General features: G+C 60.6%; 19 protein-coding genes. 16 read left to right on the forward strand and 3 right to left on the reverse strand.

Features of this window, described 5'->3' with window-relative positions:
- The first annotated feature begins 44 nt into the window (after positions 1-44).
- The gene (locus PMI07_RS11930) at positions 45-1,793 is read left to right on the forward strand and encodes a thiamine pyrophosphate-binding protein (RefSeq protein ID WP_007755125.1); all 1,749 of its coding nucleotides are present in this window, start codon (positions 45-47) and stop codon (positions 1,791-1,793) included.
- Between the two features lie 20 nt (positions 1,794-1,813).
- Here PMI07_RS11930 and PMI07_RS11935 read toward each other — a convergent pair whose 3' ends face one another.
- Positions 1,814-2,560 (reverse strand): class II aldolase/adducin family protein, encoded by a 747-nt coding sequence (locus PMI07_RS11935; RefSeq protein ID WP_007755123.1) that lies wholly within the window; start codon positions 2,558-2,560, stop codon positions 1,814-1,816.
- 244 nt (positions 2,561-2,804) lie between these two features.
- Between PMI07_RS11935 and PMI07_RS11940 the strand changes: the two genes are divergently transcribed.
- The gene (locus tag PMI07_RS11940; RefSeq protein ID WP_007755120.1) at positions 2,805-3,812 is read left to right on the forward strand and encodes an NAD(P)-dependent oxidoreductase; all 1,008 of its coding nucleotides are present in this window, start codon (positions 2,805-2,807) and stop codon (positions 3,810-3,812) included.
- Here PMI07_RS11940 and PMI07_RS11945 read toward each other — a convergent pair.
- A complete protein-coding gene (locus PMI07_RS11945; RefSeq protein ID WP_007755118.1) occupies positions 3,772-5,055 on the reverse strand; it encodes a LysR substrate-binding domain-containing protein in 1,284 nt (427 codons plus the stop codon). The genes PMI07_RS11940 and PMI07_RS11945 overlap by 41 nt on opposite strands.
- Positions 5,056-5,237: 182 nt before the next feature.
- Between PMI07_RS11945 and blh the strand changes: the two genes are divergently transcribed.
- The 12 genes from blh (at position 5,238) to fhuF (ending at position 16,595) form a co-directional block, all read left to right on the forward strand.
- The gene (gene blh / locus PMI07_RS11950; RefSeq protein WP_007755116.1) at positions 5,238-6,536 is read left to right on the forward strand and encodes a bifunctional sulfur transferase/dioxygenase Blh; all 1,299 of its coding nucleotides are present in this window, start codon (positions 5,238-5,240) and stop codon (positions 6,534-6,536) included.
- Positions 6,527-6,874, forward strand: a complete 348-nt coding sequence (bigR, locus tag PMI07_RS11955) for a sulfite-sensing transcriptional repressor BigR (RefSeq protein WP_007755113.1) — start codon at positions 6,527-6,529, stop codon at positions 6,872-6,874. Before blh ends, bigR begins: the two co-directional genes overlap by 10 nt.
- Positions 6,871-7,281, forward strand: coding sequence for a YeeE/YedE family protein (locus tag PMI07_RS11960; protein WP_007755111.1), 411 nt, complete (start codon positions 6,871-6,873; stop codon positions 7,279-7,281). Before bigR ends, PMI07_RS11960 begins: the two co-directional genes overlap by 4 nt.
- Complete coding sequence (locus PMI07_RS11965; protein ID WP_007755109.1) at positions 7,278-7,712, forward strand: YeeE/YedE family protein; 435 nt, start codon at positions 7,278-7,280, stop codon at positions 7,710-7,712. Before PMI07_RS11960 ends, PMI07_RS11965 begins: the two co-directional genes overlap by 4 nt.
- Positions 7,713-8,017: 305 nt before the next feature.
- Positions 8,018-8,566 (forward strand): RNA polymerase sigma factor, encoded by a 549-nt coding sequence (locus PMI07_RS11970; protein WP_007755106.1) that lies wholly within the window; start codon positions 8,018-8,020, stop codon positions 8,564-8,566.
- A gap of 62 nt (positions 8,567-8,628) precedes the next feature.
- A complete protein-coding gene (locus PMI07_RS11975) occupies positions 8,629-9,597 on the forward strand; it encodes a FecR family protein (RefSeq protein WP_007755103.1) in 969 nt (322 codons plus the stop codon).
- A 125-nt stretch (positions 9,598-9,722) separates the two neighbouring features.
- The gene (locus PMI07_RS11980; protein ID WP_024163758.1) at positions 9,723-12,086 is read left to right on the forward strand and encodes a TonB-dependent receptor; all 2,364 of its coding nucleotides are present in this window, start codon (positions 9,723-9,725) and stop codon (positions 12,084-12,086) included.
- Positions 12,086-13,024, forward strand: coding sequence for an iron-siderophore ABC transporter substrate-binding protein (locus tag PMI07_RS11985; protein ID WP_007767583.1), 939 nt, complete (start codon positions 12,086-12,088; stop codon positions 13,022-13,024). The genes PMI07_RS11980 and PMI07_RS11985 overlap by 1 nt, the downstream gene beginning before the upstream one ends.
- The gene (locus tag PMI07_RS11990; RefSeq protein WP_007767580.1) at positions 13,021-14,052 is read left to right on the forward strand and encodes an iron ABC transporter permease; all 1,032 of its coding nucleotides are present in this window, start codon (positions 13,021-13,023) and stop codon (positions 14,050-14,052) included. Before PMI07_RS11985 ends, PMI07_RS11990 begins: the two co-directional genes overlap by 4 nt.
- A complete protein-coding gene (locus PMI07_RS11995; protein ID WP_007767578.1) occupies positions 14,049-15,029 on the forward strand; it encodes an iron ABC transporter permease in 981 nt (326 codons plus the stop codon). The genes PMI07_RS11990 and PMI07_RS11995 overlap by 4 nt, the downstream gene beginning before the upstream one ends.
- Positions 15,022-15,858: an ABC transporter ATP-binding protein gene (locus PMI07_RS12000; protein WP_024163759.1), complete on the forward strand. Its 837-nt coding sequence runs from the start codon at positions 15,022-15,024 to the stop codon at positions 15,856-15,858. Before PMI07_RS11995 ends, PMI07_RS12000 begins: the two co-directional genes overlap by 8 nt.
- Before the next feature lie 89 nt (positions 15,859-15,947).
- Entirely contained in the window at positions 15,948-16,595 is a 648-nt protein-coding gene (gene fhuF / locus PMI07_RS12005; protein WP_197032488.1) for a siderophore-iron reductase FhuF, read from the forward strand.
- Positions 16,596-16,671: 76 nt separating this feature from the next.
- Here the strand turns inward: fhuF and PMI07_RS12010 are convergent, their stop codons facing one another.
- Positions 16,672-17,817: a serine hydrolase gene (locus tag PMI07_RS12010; RefSeq protein ID WP_007763193.1), complete on the reverse strand. Its 1,146-nt coding sequence runs from the start codon at positions 17,815-17,817 to the stop codon at positions 16,672-16,674.
- A gap of 226 nt (positions 17,818-18,043) precedes the next feature.
- Here PMI07_RS12010 and PMI07_RS12015 point away from each other — a divergent pair, with 226 nt between their 5' ends.
- Together PMI07_RS12015 and PMI07_RS12020 are read left to right on the forward strand one after the other, a co-directional pair.
- A complete protein-coding gene (locus PMI07_RS12015) occupies positions 18,044-19,240 on the forward strand; it encodes a serine hydrolase (RefSeq protein ID WP_007763197.1) in 1,197 nt (398 codons plus the stop codon).
- A 189-nt stretch (positions 19,241-19,429) separates the two neighbouring features.
- Positions 19,430-21,481, forward strand: coding sequence for a hydantoinase/oxoprolinase family protein (locus PMI07_RS12020; RefSeq protein ID WP_007763200.1), 2,052 nt, complete (start codon positions 19,430-19,432; stop codon positions 21,479-21,481).

Consider the following 21,481-nt stretch of genomic DNA (forward strand, 5'->3'; position numbering starts at 1 on the left):
CAATTTGCCCGACGTCTCTGAACACCCGAATTTGGAGTTTTTCGATGAACCAGTTTACGCCGCATTCCGCCAGCCTTGGTGAGGCATGGGGGAGCGACGTCGTCGCCCAGACAATCCGCGCGCTCGGATATCGATACATTTCGCTGGTTCCCGGCGCGAGTTTCCGTGGCTTGCACGACAGTTTGGTCAATCATCTCGGCAACAGCGATCCGAAGATGATCATCTGCCTGCACGAGGAGCATGCGGTGTCTATCGCCGACGGCTTTTCGCGTGTGGCCGACGAGCCCATGGCGGTTGCGCTGCATTCCAATGTCGGGCTGATGCATGCGACCATGACAATCTTCAACGCCTGGTGCGATCGTCGCCCGATGCTGATCATCGGCGCCACCGGCCCGCTCGACGCGCACAAGCGGCGTCCTTGGATCGACTGGATCCATACCTCCCAGGACCAAGCTTCCATCATCCGGCCCTATATCAAATGGGACAATCTGCCGATCTCCGCTGAGGCGGCGGTAGAGGCGGTGCTGCGAGGCGACCAGATCGCCCGTACCGCACCTTACGGACCGGTCTATATCTGCCTTGATGCCGAAATGCAGGAGAGCGCCCTGGATCGTGAAGTGAAGGTGCCTGCGGTCGATCGCTTCCGGCCCGGAGCGGCGCCGGAAGCTTCTCAAGCCGATGTCCGCACGACATGCGACGCGCTCCGTGCGGCCCGCCTGCCGGTGCTGATGTTCGGTCGCGGCGCTCGCGGCCAGGCGGAATGGGATGCGCGTGTGCGCCTCGCTGAGGCGACCGGCGCGGTTGTGCTGACCACGACGCACAACGCATCTGTCTTCCCGACGGAGCACGAGGCCCATATCCTTCCTCCGGTCGGTGAAAAGCCGAATGAAGAGGAATCCCGCCTGATCGCCGAAGCCGATCTGATTGTCAGCTTCGACTGGCACGATCTGGCCGGTTTCCTGTCTGCGCGGCTCGGTTCCTCGCAGACGCAGACGCCGACTGCCGCTAAGGTCGTGCACTGCTCGCTCGATCGGTACGTCTCCAATGGCTGGAGCATGGATCACCAGAGCCTGCCGGCGGTGGATCTGCCGGTCCTTTCGCAGCCCGATCGTTTCGTGAGCCTGCTTCTTGCCGAGTTTGCCGACCAGGAGCCGCTACCCAAGCGCTATCCGGCGAACACGCCGCACTGGACCCTGGCCCCTGTGTCCGCGCCACCGACAAGCTTCAATGCGCAAGTCATGGCCTATACGATCGCCGAATTTGCAAAACATAACCCGATCACCTTTGCACGGCTTTCGTTCGGATGGCCGCAACGTGCCTGCCGTTTTCGCTCACCGCTCGATTTCCTCGGTAAGGATGGCGGCGGGGCGGTTGGCACAGGCCCCGGCCATACGATTGGCGCGGCGCTTGCCCTGCGCGATAGTGGCCGCATCACCGTCGGTGTCATCGGCGATGGCGATTACCTGATGGGTGTCAATGCCCTATGGACGGCCGCGAACATGCGCATTCCGATGCTGATGGTCGTCGCCAACAATCGCTCCTACTACAATGACGAAGTGCATCAGGAGCGCATGGCGAGGCAGCGCGGCCGGCCGGTCGAAAACAAATGGATCGGCCAGCGTTTGTCGGACCCGGCAGTGGATCTTGTGGCTATGGCAAAGGCACAGGGTTTTACAGGCGAAGGACCGGTCGAGTCCGCCGAAGCGCTGCGGGAAGCGTTCGAACGGGGATTGTCGATCGTTCGTGCTGGCGGCTGCCATGTCATCGATGCGTGGATAGAACCCGGCTATTGAGCCGGGCTCTCTTATTCTTCTTACCAGCCGTATTTCTCGCGCGCTTCGATGCGCCAGAGGTCCCAGGCGCGCATGCCCGCCGTTCGGTTCGGTTCGTCGGCAAGCTCGCCCTCTTCTGGGGTCAACGCCGCGATCTTGCCATCGGGCGCCAGCCCGTTCGTCCAATGCTGAATACGGGCGTTTACCTCGGTATAGATCGCCCGGAAGACGGCAATCTCCAGCGTTGGGCCACAGGCGACGGAACCGTGCGCCCGCATCAGCGCGACGTTCCGCTTGCCGAGGGTGCGAGCCAGCGCCTGACCCTTGGCGCAATCGCAGACGAGCATGTCTGTCGCGCCAAATTCCTGCGCGATGTCAAAGACCGGCACCTCCTCTGCGAGGAAGGCAGAGTTGTGGAACATCGCTCGCATGGGGGTGGCAACCAGCGAAAAGGGAATGACCGACGGGGAGTGGCTATGGACGATGGCGTTCACGTCCGGCCGCGCCCGGTAGATTTCGCCGTGCAGGAAACGCTCGATGAAACCGCGCGGCGCATCGGCCGAGCAGGGCTGGCTGTCGAGATCGTACTCGACGATATCCTTCGGCGTCACCAGCGCAGGCGCGAGCGACCGCGACATCAGGAAAAGTTCAGGATTCTCCGGATGCCGCATCGACGCGTGGCCGAAGCCGTCGACGACACCGTGATCGTAGAGAATGCGGCTCGCAGCTGCCAGATCGGCCAATCGCTCGGCTGAAACGGGGCCGGAGCCGGGCGGGGTCGTGTCCATGAGGTTCCTCCAGTCGTTATGTTTGCGGCTCCCGGCATCATGAACGGTGGAAACCGAAAACCGATGCAAAATCATGCTGAATCCCGGCGTCGTTCCCAATTCGAATTCGCTTCCGACGGATAAGTTCTGTGTGATTGCGGGTGCGGTAAATCCGGTCTACCTATGGACTTGCAAATGAGCCCAACAAACCGGTGCGCGCGTGGATGAGCATCCGGAAACCCCCGCGAAGGCCAGGAAGACAGGTATGCGCGAGCTGAGAATCCGAGACCGATCCGCAGGGTTGCCGCCGGTCAGCCGGGTCGTCGTGCCGGCGGTGGCATTTGCGCAGCATCCCGGCTTGGTTGCACGGCTTGAGAAGAGCTATCCGGGCGCCAAGGTCAATGTGGAGGGCGGCATCTACTACCGCACCGAAGAGGAGACTATAGCTTACCTTCGCGGATATGATGCGGCGATCATCTCCTTCGAGAAGATTACCCATCGTGTTCTTGCGGAACTTCCCGAACTGCGGGTCGTCTCGAAGCTCGGCGTTGGTCTCGATCAGATCGATCCGATTGCCATGCGCCAGCACGGCGTGCGCCTCGGTTGGTCACCGGGCGTCAACAAGCGCGCTGTCGCCGAACTGGCGCTCTGTCTGGCGATTGCCGGCCTTCGGCATGTTTTCGAATGCAACCTTTCGATCAGGGCCGGTGAGCGTCCTCTAACACGTCTTGGCCGGCAGCTTAGCGGGCGGGTGGTTGGCGTGCATGGAATGGGGGAGATCGGCCAGGAATTCGTGCGTCTTCTCCAGCCTTTCGGCTGTCGCGTTCTCGGCTGCGACATCAAGGACCGGTCGGATTTCTATGTCCATCACGGTGTGGAGGAAGTCGATTTCGAGGAACTTGCTGCCCGGTCCGAGGTCTTGTCGATTCATCTCAGCCTCAACCCGACAACGCGCAATTTATACGATATAGACCGCATCAGAAGCCTCCGGCCCGATTGCGTGATGATCAACACGGCGCGCGGGGGCATTGTCGACGAGCGCGCGCTTTATCGGGCGTTGTCGGAGCGTTGGATCGCGGCGGCCGGCTTCGATGTTTTTGACGAGGAGCCAACACGTAACGACATGCTCGTCAACCTGCCCAACATGATCTCCACCCCGCACATTGGTGCAGGGTCCGTGGAGGCCCGCTGGAACATGGGCGTCACGGCGATCGATGGGTTGACTGACAATTTCATCCCCGTGCCGGGAAAACACCCGTTCGAGTTTTTCTGACGCCCGCCGGATCCATCTGCTCTTTCGGAGCCTGCCGGTCGAGATCGCCGGCTTCGCCGAGCAGCCGGAGTAGTTCCGTTTGGGCAGTTGTTGGCTGCCAATGTTTTCTCAGCGCAAGCCCGATCGGACGGCTGGCCTCGGGCAGATCGATCGGCAGCATTTTGATCGAGCCATGCCGTTCCTCATAATCGATCTGCCTGCGTGAGACGAAGGCAATGCGGTCGCTCTCGACGAGGAAAGCGCGAAGCGAAACGTTGGAGCTGACCTCGACAAGACGTCTCGGCTCCATCAGGGCGCGGGAGCGGAAAACCTCATGAAAAATGGTGCGCGTCGGGGTTCCCATTGGTGGCACGACCCAAGGATAGCCGATGGTATCGGCGAGCGAAATGCTGTCATAGCGGCATAGCGGATGAGACGAGCGCACGGCGATGGACAGCGGATCGGTGAAAAGTTCACGCTCCTCGATGTCGTTCGGCACCGAACCGTTGCGCAGGGCGCCGACAACCACGTCGATATCGCCGCTTCTCAAGCCGGAAATCAGCGATGTGTAAGGGCCCTCGGTAATCCTGACTCGGACATCCGGATAGGTCCGGAGCAGCGCGGTGACGGCGCGCGGGACGAGGTCGACGCGCGCAAGCGGCATTGCACCGATGACGATTCGACCCGTCTTGTATCCTCGCAGGTTCTCTATTTCGTCGGCAGCCAGCTCGATTTCACGGATCGCAAGCTTCGCCCCTCTGACCAGGCTTTCGCCTGCCATCGTCAGCGCGGAGGACCGACTGGATTGCACGAAAAGGCGGGTGCCAACCGAGCGCTCGAGCGCCATCACCGTCCGTTGGATCGACAGAAGCGATATGCCGAGGGCTTCGGCCCCGAATTCAAGATTGTTGGATTCACTAAAAACGGTCAGGACCCGGAACTGGGCGTTCGTGATCAAATTAAGAGGATCGCGCGGCGGGCTCGATTTTCCATCGGCCGCCGCTTCAGAGATGCATCTGGCCAGAATGTCCAGGGCCCGGTCGACCCGGTTCAGGAAAATACGCCCGAACTCGGAGCAGAACATGCCCGTGCTGGTACGGTCGAAGAAGGAAACTTTGAACTCCTTCTCCAGCTTCGTCACAGCCTGCGTCACCGCCGGCTGGGACAGACATATCTCCACCGCCGCCCGCTTGACGCTGTTGTAGCGCGCAGTCAGGCTGAAGGCACGCAAGTGCCGCAGATTAAGAACCGATTGAAGCGACAACGCCTCACTCCCACACTCCCAATGCCGTCAAGCTAACATTGATGCCGGACAGGGCCTAACCCTAATTTGCGAACTCTTCCGTTTGTAAAACTTCTGCCCTCAGCAGTTTCAGGCGAGCTTGAAACTCATAACATTATATAATATATTAAATTATATAATGAATATCTGAAGAGGATGAGTTGATGACCATCACCCGGATAAACGACAAGTTCTCCGTAATGCCGCAACCTGCTCCAGGGGAATTCCAGTCACTGGCGGGCAGCGGCTTCAAAACCCTGATCAATGCCCGGCCTGACGGCGAGGAGGCAGGACAGCCCGGCACCAGGGCCGAGGAAAAAGCCGCGGAACGCGCGGGTATGTCCTATAACTTCATACCCGTCACCGTCGCCACCATCACCGAAGCGGACGTGCAGGCATTTCAGCGTGCCCTTCAGTCATCCGAGGGCTCGGTAGTCGCGCACTGCAAGACCGGGACACGGGCCTTGATCCTCCATGTCATTGGCGAGGTTCTCGACGGCAACATGAAGCTGGAGGATGTCGCGTCTTTTGGGGCCGCTCATGCCGCCGACCTGTCGCCGGCGACCGACTGGCTGCAGAGGTATTTCGCACGCCGTCCAACCGTAAAAGGCTTCTTCGACAAGCGCACCTGGAGCGTCCAGTACGTTGTCTCCGATCCCGCCACAGGAAAGTGTGCGATCGTCGATCCCGTGCTTGATTTCGATGAGCTGGCCGGTGCGACTGCGACGATCAGTGCGGATGCAATCCTCGAATATATCAGGGAGAGGGACCTGACGGTCGAGTGGATCCTGGATACGCATCCCCATGCCGATCACTTTTCCGCCGCCCATTATCTGAAGGGAAAGACGGGTGCTCCAAGCGCCATCGGCGAGCGGGTGGTGGATGTTCAAAAGCTCTGGAAAGACATCTACAACTGGCCTGAACTTGCGACAGATGGATCACAATGGGACCGGCTCTTCGCTCACGGCGAAACCTTCAAGCTAGGGTCGATCGATGCGAAGGTGATGTTCTCGCCGGGCCACACGCTGGCTTCCATCACCTATGTGATCGGTAACGCAGCTTTCGTGCACGACACGGTGTTCATGCCGGACAGCGGCACGGCGCGTGCGGATTTTCCAGGCGGCGACGCGCGGATGCTCTGGAGGTCAATCCAGGAAATACTGGCGCTCCCGGACGAGACGAGGATCTTCACCGGGCATGACTACCAGCCGCAACGGCGCTCTCCCCGCTGGGAGTCCACCGTCTCCGAGCAGAAGCGGGCGAACCCTCATCTGGCGGGGGTGTCCGAGGACGAATTCGTGAAACTGCGCATGGAAAGAGATAAGACGCTTCCGATGCCGAAGCTCATCCTGCATGCGCTCCAGGTGAATGTCCGCGGCGGACGTCTTCCAGAACCGGAGGCGAACGGCAAGCGCTATCTCAAACTCCCATTGAACGCGCTCGGAGGAGCCGCATGGTCATGACCGCGGGCATCAGGGAGGCGGCGAAGGAATCGATGACATCGCAGGATATGACGGCGCGCGCGGCGGAGGTCTCGAGCCTGCTCAAGACCCTCGCACATCCGGGAAGGTTGATGTTGGTCTGCACGCTTGTGGACGGCGAATTCTCGGTGAGCGCGCTAGAGGCGAAGACGGACATTCACCAGCCGCATCTGTCGCAGCACCTGACATGGCTTCGCGAGGCGCGGATCGTCGCGACCCGCCGCGAGGGCAAGCAGATATTCTACAGCCTGACGGAGGAGAAGGCGGCGCAACTCGTCAATGCGCTCCATAGGATTTTCTGCAAGGGGGACGGGCAATGACACCCTATCTCCCATCGCTTCTGGGCGGTATGCTGATCGGCTTGTCGGCCGCCATGTTGCTCCTTCTCAACGGACGGATTGCAGGGATCAGCGGAATTGTCGGTCGCCTTACCCAAGGAGCGAACGTGTCGACGAACCTCCCATTCGTCGCAGGTCTGGCGTTGGGTCCGATCGTTTTTCTGTTCGCCTTCGGTCATTGGCCTGACGTGCAGATAACTGCAGGCTGGCCCTTGATCGTCGTTGCCGGCCTGCTGGTCGGGTTTGGTTCGCGAATGGGCTCTGGCTGCACAAGCGGCCACGGCGTTTTGGGCCTTGCCCGTCTTTCACCGAGATCGGCCGTCGCCGTTGCGACCTTTCTCACGACAGGCGTGGTGTCAGTGGCCATGATGAGAGGAGCAGGCCTATGACGCGACAACTTTTGCAGACTGTTGCTGCGCTTGTATCCGGAACGGTCTTCGGCTTCGGTCTGGCCCTGTCAGGCATGCTGGACCCTACACGGGTCCAGGGGTTCCTGGACATCTTCGGAGCATGGGATCCGAGTCTCGTCTTCGTCCTCGGCGGAGCCGTGTTGGTCGCGTTTATGGGCATCCAGATCATGGATAGAATGGCCCGACCAACCTTCGATGACACTTTCCACGTGCCTGCAAAAAGGGAGATCGACGCACCGCTGGTAATTGGCTCGGCGCTCTTCGGCCTCGGCTGGGGCATCGGCGGTTTCTGTCCAGGTCCGGCCATAGCGTCATTGTCGGTCGGTCTTGGCCAATCCTTCCTGTTCGTGGCCGCCATGCTCGTCGGGATGACCATCCATGATCGGATGTGGTCCAGGCGAGGACGCTAACTGTGGCGATCGCGACACGACCGTCGGTTAAATAGATTGTTGTGGTACGGAGCCCATCGTCCTCTAAAGCCGTCAAAAGCCAGATTGTCGTGTAATATTCATGACTTGAATTCTCATGTTTTTAGCCGAGGTATCTGCGATTTGGATTTGTCGTAAACGGCTGCTGTTGCATGAAATTTTCGATCTGCGTAAGGCTGTCGGTGAGGGCCATTTGTAGCGAGCAGAAGAATGAAAGCGGCCGAGACCAGATTTGCGGGTATCTCTTCTGAAGGTTTCTGTCCTCCAGGGATCAAGGAACCCACACCATGCACGCTGTGAATTCACCTGCCGACCAGACGGATGTGGACTATCAGGATCTTCTGAATCGCGCGATCGAAGCTCATTACAACGATATTAAGGCCGCGGTTCGCCGGCAAGGGCACAGCCGCATATCCGCCGCGGATCTTGTTCACGATCTCTACGTCAAGCTGGCTTCCAAACCGGAGGTGCTTGAGGGAAAACATTCCCTGAGCGCTTTCCTGTGCCGTACGGCCATCAATCTGGGCATCGATCGGCTACGCCGAAGCCGCTTCGAGCAGAATCTGTTTTCGGGCTCCGAAACCGAAGCTCTCGCGGTTGCCGCCGACGCTGCCGCGCCAGATTACCGGCTTGATGTCGAGGCGCGGCTGGCGGTCTTACGGTCTGCGATCGCCGAACTGCCGGAAAAGCGTCGGGCGGTCTTCATCCTGCATCGCCTGCATCATCGCTCGCCGGATCAGATCGCCGTGGAGATGGGCATCACGCGCAACATGGTCGATCGGCACCTCCGGCGGGCGCTTGCCCATTGCCTCGATCGGCTTTTCGAAATGGAGTAGGTCCCGTATAAGCGCTCTCGTTCGTCTAGACGATAGAGCCGTAATACGAGGTCGGGGCAGAGATGGTTGGCGACAGTTCGAAGCGTCTCAGGCGACGCCGCCATGAGGAAGCCGCTGCATGGCTGCTCCGGAATCGAGATGACAGGCTCGGTTTGCCCGACGACAAGCTGTCGTTTCAGGCATGGCTCGATCGTGATCCCGAGAATCGGCGCGCCTACGAATTGGCTGAACAGACCATGGGGGACGCTCACTCCGCCATCAAGTCTGATCCGACGCTGAGGGACTTCGATCCGAAAGCTGCAAGCTCCGGCAGCAAGCCGATCGTGATCCTGCTCTTGGCTGCCGGTCTGGCGAGCTCCTCGTTTTTCATGCTGGACGGCCCGATGCGCCTGCAGGCGGACGTCATATCCGGTATTGGCGAAATGCCGGTCGTCTCGCTGCCTGATGGCAGCACCGCCCAGCTCAATTCCTCATCGGCAGTCGCTTATCATTATGAAGCGGGGAGGCGGACGGTGCAGCTCCTGCGCGGACAGGCATATTTCACTGTCGCGCCGGACAGTCGTCGACCCTTCGTCGTCGAGGCCGGACGCGGCAGCATTACCGCGTTGGGAACGGAATTCGACGTTCAGCTCAGGAGCGGTGCGACCGATGTGGTCGTAACCGAGCATGCGGTAAGCATAGAGGCGGCTGACAGCCCGTCTTCGCGAACGCGGCTGGGAGAAGGGGAGGCTGCCCGATATGACGATCGTGGTGACGTGAAGATCCTGGGACCCGTCGATCCAATGGTCGCGACCGCCTGGCGACGCGGCCAGCTCGTCGTGGATGAAGCACCGTTGTCTTTCGTCGTATCCGAATTGAACAGGCACTTTTCCGGGCGAATCGTCATTCTTGGAGACACGCTCGCCCATCGCCGCGTCAGCGGAACATTGGCCGTCACCGATATCCCGGCAACGCTCGACTTCATCCGCCATGCGCTCGGCGTGACGGTGACGCGTCTCGGCCCGCTGATCGTGCTTAGAAGCGCGACCTGAAAGAATCTTGATCAACAGAGTCCTGAATTCCCGCGTCCAATCGTCAACCTCATGAGCGATCGCGTTGATCGTGGATCGGCGGCGGAAGGGGCGCCGCCGATAGAGGCGTACACCTGGGGACTCTAATGACGGGACTTGATCTTCAAAAGTATATCGACGGGCTTGGCGGGGGTATCCGGCTCTCTTTGCTTGCCGGGACGATTTTGGGCAGCGGCGGAGCGTTTCATGCCACCGCGCAGACTGCACCCGCAGAGCAATCGGCGGTTCGGCCGATTTCCGTCGCAGCAGGACCGCTGACACCGGCCCTCAACCGTCTGGCTGCTCAGACAGGATTGCAGATCCTGTTCGATGCCGACGTCACGCGGGGTAAGACGACGAACGGCGTGAATGGAACTCTGACGCCACGCGCGGCCTTGACGGCCGTGCTCGCCGGAACTGGTGTAACCGCGCGCTTTGCCGGCAGCAATCAGATTACATTGGTCGAAAGTTCATTGGGTGCAGCCGCCGCAGGGGACGCCGACGCCGCGACTACTTTGAAGCCCATCGTGATCTACGGTTCGCGGGATTCGACCACTCTTCAGGACACGAGTTCGAGCGTTACCCTTGCGACGTCCGACCAGATAGCCCAAAGCCAGCTCCAGAGTTTCCGGGATGCCTTCCGGCGCATGGCGAACGTGATGGACGCCGACTGGGTGAACGGCGGCTTCATTCTTCGTGGCCTCAACTCGGAAGGGTTTGCCTCAGGCAGCGCTCCCATCGGTTCCCTCTATATCGACGGAGTGCTCCAATCTCAGGACGGCACGCGGCGAGGGGCGAGGGGACTCTGGGACGTCGAGCAGGTCGAGGTCTACCGCGGGCCGCAGTCGACGCTGAGCGGCCGAGCGGCGATGGCCGGCGCGATCTACGTGAAAACCAAGGATCCGACTTTCGAACGGGAAGTCGAGGTATCCGGTACCGTTGGTTCCAATAACCTCGTGGGCACGGACGTGATGGTCAATGTCCCGCTTCTTGAGGACCAGATTGCAGCGCGCGTTTCCGCCTCCTTCGAGCGCAGCAGCAGCGACCTGCACTATCCGACCTATACCGGCTTCGACCGCTACGACGATTGGACGACCGACCTCTATTATAACATCCGGGGGAAGCTGCTGTTCGAACCGGCGGAAATGCCGGAGCTGCGGGCAGTTCTCAGCTATTCCTTCTCGCACGACTCTCCGAATGAACGGGACGTCGGCGGACCGGGAATCGGTTGGAGTTGGGATGACGAGCGCGGCGATATCAACGCCCCGGTCTTCACCGAACCGCGCACTAGCAAGGTGCATAATGTCGGTCTTGAGATCACCTACGATATCACCGACGCCTTGCGGCTGACATCGCAGACGGGGTTCAGTCATACCTATACCGATCGCTCGTCGATCAACTATGGCACGCCGGGCGAAACCGACGTTCTCCACGGCGATCGCAATGACAATCTCCTCTCCCAGGAATTGCGGCTGAACTACGAGCGCGACGAATGGACGTGGGTGGCTGGTCTGCGCGGCGGCTACGAGGATTACGACAACAGGTGGGATAGGACGATTGGCGGTGCGACAACGATCAGCCGAACCAAATCCAAGACCTATAATCTCGCAGCCTTCGGCGAGGTGACCTATGAGTTTGTCCCGACGTGGAAAGCGACGGTTGGTGGACGTTTCGACTACACGAACATCTCGTTCCGAGATCTCGCCTATGGCGACGATTTCGACGAAACCCACTTCCTGCCGAAGATCGGCATCTCGAAGGACTTTGGCGACAACCACACGGTCGGCTTCGTTTACTCGCAAGGCTTCAGGACGGGCGGCGTCGGCTACGACTTCCTTCTCGGTCAAACCTATACCTACAAGCCGGAAAAAGCCGAAAACTACGAGATCTTCTACAAAGGCCGGCTCTTGGATGAGCGCCTGACGCTCAATGCCAACCTCTTCTACACGGATTTCAAGGACCAGCAGGTCGAGATTGTCGACTTTGCGACATTCAATATCGTCACCGGGAATGCCGCCTCGTCCCGGTCCTGGGGTTTTGAAATCGAGCCGACCTTCCAGGTTACCGAACAATTCTCGGCCTTCCTTTCGGTCGGCTACGTCAACACCCGGTTCAGCAAAGACAGCATGCATTACCTTGTCGAGCTGGCGGGCTACCCGTTCCCCGAAGCTCCCAAATGGTCGGTGGGACTGGGCGGCCGGTATGATTTCGAGAGCGGTTTCTATGTGGGTGCGGACATGAAATACACGTCCGACTATATGTCGCGCCTGAGCTTCTCGCCACCCAACGACTTTGTCGATGCGAGAACGATCGTCAACGTTCAGACTGGCTACAAGAAGGACAATTGGGAGATCAACCTGTTCGCGGAAAATCTGCTGGACGAAAAGTACTTCACCTATATGGACGACAATACCTACGCCACTCTCGGCGAGCGCCGAAGCTTCGGACTGAACGTGAGGGCGAAATTCTGATGTCCCTGCCCGCAGTCCCGATCCTGAGAGCGGTTTTCACAATGCTTGCCATGCTGCTGGGCGCCGGGCTTCCGGCGCTTGCCTGCGAGGGCCGAAGCATCAGCGAAAACATCTATATGGCGCCGGCCTGCGTGCCGCAGGAACCGCAGCGCATCGTCGTCCTGGATGGAACCTTCAGCCTCGGAATGACACTCGAACTCGGAGCCCCGGTCGTGGGCGCACCGATGACCGGGTTTAGCGATGCCGATCTGCTCGGTCGGGCTGTCGCACGGGGCGTAACCGATCTCGGCACACTGAACGAGCCGAGCCTCGAAAGGATCATTGCTCTCAAGCCTGATCTGATCATCGGCAGCAGCTTCATGGCTGCACCACATTTCGAGATGCTGAAGCGGATCGCTCCCACGGCGCTCATCGACGTCACCGACTGGAAGGCATACTTTTCGGCGGTTGCCCACATCGTCGGCCGCGAGGATGCGATGAAGGACATGTTCGCCGCCTATGACCGCCGTATTGCGGAAATTCGGAGAACGGCACCGAACCTGACCGTATCGGTGGTGCGCATCACATCATGGGATTTTCAGGTCTATCTCGACGGGCCGAACGCTTATGCGCCTTTTGCCATCCTCAGTGAGGCGGGGATCAAGCGTACCCCCTACGAGACCGCGAACGACGAGACGGCGATGAAACGCCCGGATTGGGAGGATCTCGGCAACCTCACCGGCGATGTGCTCCTCTACATCGTCGGAGGGACGAATGACTCCGACAGGAACGGCCGCCACGAGGAGGTCGTGAACAATCCTCTATGGAAGATGCTGCCCGCGGTCCAGGCCGGGCGGGTCCACCGCGTCGCGTCCGCAAACTGGATAGAGTTCAACGGTCTGGCTTCGGCAAACCGCGTTCTGGACGACATAGAGCGCTATATTATAGCAGCGCCATGAACACGCTTTCCAATAGTGTCAGCTCCACGAAGCGGTTCGATCGCCGCTTTTTGCTGTTCATGACGATGGGTGTTTTGCTCGGCGTCTCGTCTCTTTGGGCGATGTCGGTAGGTTCGTCCCGTATTCCCATGACCACGATCGTCGACGCGATGATCGAATTCGACGGTTCGCGCGAGCATCTCGTCATCTGGACGGTGCGGCTGCCGCGGCTTCTGGCGAGCCTGCTGGTGGGGGCGTCGCTGGCGGTGGCCGGCGCGATCATGCAGGCGGTCACCAACAACCCTCTTGCGTCACCCGGACTGCTCGGCGTCAATGCCGGGGCAGCCCTTGCCGTCGTTCTCGCCATCGTTTTCTTCGGGTTCTCATCCAGCAGCGTCTACATCTGGTGCGCATTCGGCGGCGCAATGCTGACGGCTATCCTGGTCTACGCCTTGGGCACTGCCGGTCCCGGGGGCGCGACGCCACTCAAGTTGGCGCTGGCCGGCGCGGTTCTGTCGACCTTTCTTGCCTCGCTGACGACGGCGATCCTGATTTTCGATCGCGACACGCTGGACACGGTGCGCCTGTGGACCATCGGATCACTTGCCGGACGGCAGATGGCCAGCGTGATGGCGGTCGTGCCTTATGTCTTCGTCGGTCTCGTCGGCGCTCTTCTGGCCGGACGGCAGATCATGACGTTGAGCTTCGGCGCTGACGTGGCGCGCTCTCTCGGGCAGAACCAGACATTGTGGCGCCTCCTTGCGGCGGGGATCGTCGTTCTGCTTGCCGGGAGCGCCGTATCGCTTGCCGGACCGATCGGTTTTGTCGGCCTGGTGGTTCCGCATATCGGACGAATGGTCGTAGGGGTCGATTATCGCCGGATCATTCCCTTCTGTCTCGTCGCGGGGCCATTGCTGGTGACGACGGCGGACGCCGTGTTGCGGTATGCCTTCTCCTCGCGCGACATTCCCGTCGGCGCTGCCATGGCCCTGCTGGGTGCTCCTTTCTTCATCTATCTGGCCCGCTATCGGATCGGGAGCGGCCGATGATCCGCGTCATGTTCTTCCTCGCCGCCGCGAGCGTCGCCCTGCTGCTCTCGGCCCTTGTCCAGGGCGACTATCCAGTCTCGTTCGCGGACGTGACGAAGTTCTTCACGCGTGACCCCTCACTTGGCGTGGAGGTGAAGATGATTGTCGGCGATCTTCGCTTGCCGCGAGCCCTGACTGCGTTCGCGGTCGGTGCGGCTCTTGCAGTCGCCGGCGCCATTACGCAGTCGGTCCTGCGCAATCCGTTGGCCGAACCGGGCCTGCTCGGCATCAACAGCGGTGCGGCATTCGCAGCCATGGTGGCGATTGTCAGTTTGCGCGACGTTCGGCCCGGGCTGCTTCCCATTCTCGCATTCACAGGTGCAATGATCATGGCGCTTGCCATCCACATCCTGGCTTTGCGTCGCGGAAACAGTTCGATGCGCATCATCCTGATCGGCATCGGGCTTTCGTCGCTCGCCGGCGCCGGCGCCAACCTCATTTCCGCGTTCGGCGACGTGGACCGTGTCCAGCGCGCCATGGTCTGGCTCGCCGGCAGCGTGCACGGTTCGGATTGGGCGGATGTCGCAGGCATCCTTGTCTGGGCGGTTCCGGCCATGGGCTTGGCGTGGCTTGCGCGAAGGCAACTCGATGCCATCGTCTTCTCCGATGCCATCGTCCGCAGCCTCGGCATGCCGATCGATCGCGTGAGGGCACTCCTGATGCTGCTGTGTGCATTGCTGTCGGCCGCCGCTGTTTCGGTTGCCGGCCTCGTCGGCTTTGTCGGCCTGATCGCGCCGCATCTGGCCCGGCGCCTTGTCGGCCGCGGACATGCGGAGCTGCTACCGGTTGCGGGGTTGATCGGAGGACTGCTTGTCATGGCGGCGGACCTGATCGGAAGGGTGGTGATCATTCCGGCTGAACTTCCGGCCGGCATCGTCACCGCGCTTGTCGGAGCGCCGGTCTTCGGATGGATGATGTGGAGACGCCGATATGTCTGAACCTCGCAGGAATGGGAGCGGCAGGCTGCGGGCGGACAACCTCTCGGTCGCTTACGGCAGGACTGTCGTACTGCGCGATGTCACGCTTGAGATTCCCGAAACCACATTCACCGCGCTGCTTGGTCCGAACGGCAGCGGCAAATCGACGACGCTTCGAGCGTTTGCCGGCCTCGTTCGCCCCAGCGGCGGATCTGTCCGTCTCGACGGTCGATCGATTTCCACCTTGCCGCACCGGCAGATCGCGCTTCGCGTCGGCGTTCTGGCGCAGGGGCCGCAGGCGCCCGAAGGATTGACCGTCGCCGAACTCGTGCAGCAGGGCCGTTTTCCGCATCAGACCCTGTTCTCGCGCTGGTCTTCGCTAGATGAGGCGGCATGCGATCTGGCGCTTTCCCTGACGGGAATGCGGGACCTCGCAAGCCGGCCGCTGGATAGTCTGTCCGGCGGACAACGGCAGCGTGCCTGGATCGCCATGACGCTCGCCCAGGAGACCGGCATTCTTCTGCTCGACGAGCCGACCACCTATCTCGACCTGGCCCACCAGATCGAGGTCATGGAATTGATCGCAATGCTGGTGAGGGATCACAAGAAGACGGTCGTCGCGGTGCTGCACGACATCAATCAGGCTGCGCGGTACGCCGACCATATCGCACTTTTGGCGGCGGGCAGGCTGGTGGCGCTCGGATCGGCGAGGTCCGTGCTCACGGCCGAGACGATCGACCAGGTTTTCGGCGTGCCTGCGATGGTCATGGACGATCCTGTAACCGGCGCCCCGATGTGCGTGCCACTTTCGCGTGCTGTTCCCGTGCGCGACCTGGGGCGGGCGTCATGACGGACATCGCTGATCTCACCACGCTGTTCACAGGGCCGCTCGCTCCGCATGCCGGAAAATTCCTTCTCGCGAAGGACCGCCCGCCGCAGATGGCGGGGACGGACATTCTCGACCCCTGGAAGCTCTCGGAACTGATCGAAAGCTTCGGTGCGCGCCATTATCCCGGGGGCGACCGACGGGCCATTGCGTCAATCTGGTCCAAGGCCCATTTCTCCATTCTCATGCCTCCCTACCTGATCCTTTCGCTAGTCTACGACCGGATTGCCAATGTCGGGCTGGACGAAATTGGGCTGTCGTTCGGTGTGCACGGTGACACGCAGCACCTTCACCTGCCGGACACGGGAAAACCCGCCGGAAACGTCGGCACCCATGACCGTTTCGCCGGCCTGATGGATCAGCATATCGCGCCGCTGGCAAACACTTTGAACCGGATCAGTTCGATTTCGCGTAACGTCATCTGGAGCAATGCCGGCAACAGCTTCGAATTGACCCTCTCGAAAATAGAAAAGGCAATCGGGAAGAGCCGAGGGGTCGTGCAAGCGCGTGAGCTTTTGGCGATCAGACAACTTCCCAATCGCAAAGCAAACCCGCTCGCCGAACCTGTTCGGTATTTGAAGAACGAGGATGTCGATTGCCGACAGCGGCGCGTATGTTGTGCTCGCTACCTCATTCCGGCTTTGAGCCTATGCTCCTCGTGCCCATTACCTCGACGGCCGGATGAACGCGGCTCCAGCTAAAGTGACCTGTCGTGAAGGCAAAGTTGGATGTTCTACCCGGCCAAGCAGGAGGCCCAATGCAATCGGCATTTGAGAGTTAAGTCGCCGAAATGGCCTTCATCATGGCAATCACTCTCTGATCCAGTCTGTCGTTGACCGGAAGTGTTTCGGACGCTTGGCGCACGATGACCGTTTTGGTAGCGCGGTCTATCCAGACCTGCTGTCCATGGATGCCCATGCCGGCAAGCGCGCCGGTGCCGGTCTCGTACCAGAAGTATCGATAACTGCCGCCCGGATAGAGTAACCGTTGTTCGCCCGCCGCCCAGACCTCACGATTGCCGCCCTCCCAGAGTTCATCGACCAGACGCTTGGGCAAGATGCCATGCCCGCCGGTTCGAACCAGTTCGCCAAGACGTGTCAGATCGCGGGCAGTCATCGAAAGACCGCCGGAGGCGCGCGCGTTGCCGGCGCGATCCACCGTCAGGAACGCGTCGGCATGTGCGCCCAACGGTTTCCATATGGCATTCTCAAATAGCTCGGCATAACGCTGCCCGCCGGCGGCTTCGATCACAAGTGCCGCCATGTCGGCATTCGGAGAGCGATAGGCATGGTGCGTTCCATGCTCATGTGCCGCGCGCGGTAGCGAGCACAGAAGCTCACGCAAGGTCGGCGTGGGCTCGTCGGGGTGTTCGGGGTTCCAGAGCATTGCACGCCGATAGCGGTCGTAGTCGCCGCTCTTGTCCAGATAGGCTTCGCTGAAGTCGATGGCGACGGTCATGGTCAGGAGATCCTTGACCTTGAGGTCACCATAGGCCGAGCCTTGGGCGTCCGGCACGTAGGTAGAGACCAGTTCGTCGAGCGAAAGCGCGCCGCGATCGATCAGGATGCCGGCAAGCAGACCGGTGACCGATTTGGAAATCGAGAAGATGATATGCGGTCTGTCGGGGTCGAAATGAGCGGCCTGCCATTCGGCAATGATCTCACCGTCCCGCATTATGACCAGCGCGTCGCTTTCACTCTCCTCGAGAAAATCCGAAAGGCCGATCGTCTCGCCGGCCAGATTGTCGACCGCTAGCTTCGCAAAGTCGCCGAGATCGAGTGCCGGTTTTTCCGGTTTGCGGGTACTGCGGATCACTGTCGATGGCACGAATTCCGAGACGTTCTGGAACGACCAGGTCGAATAGGGGCGTGCCCGCCAGTTGGACAGATCGATGTCCGCGCGCGTGAAGGAATGGCTGGTCATGGTGTCCCCGCTTTGGCTGGCCGCCGCATCGCGGCCGATTATCTCGCGATCGCATTTCTACAGCGCGATCGCAGATCATGCAATATGGAGGGCAATAAGAACGATATTGCATAAAATTGTATTGTGAAAATTGAATTTTCTGGAGCGCTTCAGGCGGTTCCCGTCTAGGAAACTCCACCATCATGTGTCAGATTTTCGATCAAGGATATGTCGAAAGGTTCATCAGATGAGTTCAGATTCTGTCTCCAATCTCCGTGATCCCATGAAGCCGGGGGCGCCTATCATTCCACGCGACGACTGGGATCTGCCACCGTGGCATCGGTGGACCTTCCAGCATATCCGGGAAATGACGGCCACCGCGCAGATCTGGCGGAGCGAAGGGCCGAAAATGACGCTTCCCGTCCGGATCGAGGATATCGAGGCCGTTCGTTATACCTTGGCCGGGCAGGAAAAGACCGTGGCCGACTTCATTGCCGGGAGTTTCACCGATGGGCTGCTGATCCTCCATCGCGGCGCGATCGTTGCTGAGCACTATCTGAATGGAATGACGCTTCGAAGCCAACATCTGACCATGTCCGTCACCAAGACCGTGGTCGGGATGCTTGCCGGCATAGTGGTGGACAGAGGGTTGCTCGATCCGAATGCGCCGATTACGGATTATCTGCCGGAACTCGAAGCGACAGGCTACAAGGGGGCGACCGTCCGGCATATCCTCGACATGACCAGCGGTGTAGTTTTCGACGAATCCTACACGACACCCGGTTCACACATGCAGAAGCTCGATCTTGCCTGCGGGTGGAAGGAGCACAACCGGCCGGACTGGCCGCGCACGATGTGGGACCTCATCCTCTCGCTGAAGGAACAGGAGCGCCCGCACGGCGCCCTGTTCAAGTACAGGTCGATCGAAACCGATGTGCTGGGTTTCGTGCTGGAGCGTGCCACCGGTGTATCGATCGCCGAACTCATCAGCCGCGACATATGGGCGCCCATGGGCGCTGAGGAGGATGCGTATATCACGGTCGACAATGGCGGCGCAGCACTCGCCGACGGCGGATTCTGCGCGACGTTGCGGGATCTTGGCCGTTTTGCGCAGCTGCTGCTCGATGGCGGAATGCGGGAGGGCAGGCAGATCGTGCCGCGGTTGTGGATAGAGGATACGCTTAAGGCTTCGGGCGAGCTTTACCAGGGCATCTATCGCTCCGTTTTCCCGGATGGCGCCTATCGCAACCAAGTCTGGATAGAAGACACGGTTAGAGGGACGTATATTGCGCGCGGCGTCTTCGGACAGTGCATCTATCTCGACCCGGGCAATGAGTTCGCGGCCGTCAAGCTGTCCACCTGGCCGGAACATGCCAGCATCGAGCGTACCCGCGAGCTGATTGCCGCCCTGCACGCCATTCGCGCCCATCTCACAGGCTGGTAATCGCGCCAGTTGCCAGATCTGCCTAGCCCGCCAGTCCTCGATCGGCGGCCTTTTGTTTATATAAATTCCAACTATCGGAATATATATAAATTTATAATCTGAAAAACGGAATTGTATTGACGGCGCCGGAATTTTCCGTTTGCTTTGAAGCGTGGCCGAAAGGGTCTCGTTAAAAATCAGGGCATGCGCATGGGCTGGCGGGTTGGCGTGGATTCCGGTGGGACGTTCACCGATATTTGTCTCTTCGAAGAGGAGACGGGGCGGATCGAGGTCTGGAAGGTTCCTTCCACGCCGCATGACCCATCCGTGGCGATCAGCGGTGGCCTTGCGGAAGCCCTTGAGCGGTTCGACACAACGCCGGAGGGGGTCGCCTATTTCGGGCATGGCACGACGGTCGCAACCAATGCGCTGATCCAGGGTAGGGGGGTCGAGACCGGTCTTATCACGACCCAGGGCTTTCGCGATCTGTTGGAGATTGGCAGGCAGAAGCGGCCCGATCTTTATGACATCCATGCCGAGAAGCCCAGGACGCTCGTCTCCCGTAGCCTTCGCATCGGAGTTGCAGAACGGGTCCGGGACGATGGTTCGGTCGAGCAGCCTTTGGATGAGGACGCCTTGCGGGCCGCGGCGAAGGACCTGAAGGCAGCGGGCGTGCAGTCGGTCGCGATCACCTTCCTCTACAGCTTCGCGCACACGGCACATGAGGAGGCGGCCCTTCGCATTCTGTCTGAAGAGTTTCCCGAGGCCTTCGTTTCGGCCTCGCACCGGATCGCACCGGAATTCCGCGAATTCGAGCGGATGTCGACGACTGTCGTGAACGCCTATCTCGGGCCGGTCATGAAAGGCTATCTGCGTGGCCTCGAAGATCGCCTGAAGGACATGGGGCTGGAAGCGGTCCCGCATCTCACCCAATCGAATGGCGGCGTGATCGGCTTCGACGCGGCAGCCGAAATGCCGGTCCGCACCGTGCTGTCCGGACCGAGCACCGGCGTGGTTGCAGCCCTTGCGCTGGGCGAGATGACCGGCGGCCAGAACCTCATCACCTTCGACATGGGCGGTACCAGCACGGATGTCGCGTTGTTGAAGGATGGTGAATGCCGGCTGGTGGGCGAGGCCGTGGTTCACGGTTATCCGATCAAGGCACCCATGCTCGATATACACACCGTGGGTGCCGGTGGCGGGTCGCTGGTCCACGTGGACAGCGGCGGCCTGATCAAGGTCGGGCCGCGCAGCGCGGGTGCCTTTCCGGGCCCGGCGTGCTACGGACATGGCACGACCGAACCGACGGTCACCGACGCCAACGTCTTCCTGCAGAACCTCGATCCGCATTTCCTGCTGCGTGGCCGCATGCCGGTCCATCGCGATCTCGCCGAGGCCGCGATCAGGTCGGTTGCGGACAAGGTCGGCATGGGGACGGCGGAGGCGGCCGATGGCATACTCGACATCGTCACCGCCAACATGGCGAAGGCTATCCGGGTGATCAGCGTGCAGCGCGGCCACGATCCGCGCGACTATACGCTCGTCGCGTTCGGCGGCGCCGGCCCGCTTCACGCGGCCAGACTTGCGGCAGAGCTCGAGATGCGCCGCATTCTCGTGCCGCTAACGCCCGGCATCCTATGCGCCATGGGCCTGTTGATGACCGACCTGCGCACCGATTTCGCGTCGACCCGGCTTGCTTCGCTGGAGGCTCTTGAGGCCGACCAGCTGGAGGAGATCTTTTCAGGCCTGGACCACCGGGCCGCCGCCTGGTTTGCGAGCGAAAACATTCCAGCCGATGCACGGATGACAAGGCGGACGGTGGATGTGCGTTATGCGGGCCAGAATTACGAAATCGCGGTCGCTGTCCCGGCCGGTCCGATGGACCGGAACACGTTCGAGACCATCCGGCGTGAGTTTCTGGCAAGTCACGGCCAGCTCTACGGGTTCACGGCAGACGGAGAGGAAATCGAGCTTGTGACATACCGGCTGGAAGCGAGTGCCGGAACCCAAAAGGCACGCTTCAAGCCTCAACCGATCGGCGCCAGCAATCCCGATCATGCGCTCATCGGTGAGCGCCTGGTCTGGTGCAGGCAGGTCCGGAGCTTCCGCACCCACAGGATCTATGACCGCTTGCGACTGACGCCTGGAAACGCCGTTGAAGGCCCCGCGATCATCGATCAGATGGACACCACGACCGTCGTGCCGGCAGGCATGGCGGCCCAAGTCGATGCCTATCTCAACCTGGTCATGGAGGCGCACTGA

The sequence above is a fragment of the Rhizobium sp. CF080 genome (genome assembly GCF_000282095.2).
Classification (GTDB): Bacteria; Pseudomonadota; Alphaproteobacteria; order Rhizobiales; family Rhizobiaceae; genus Neorhizobium.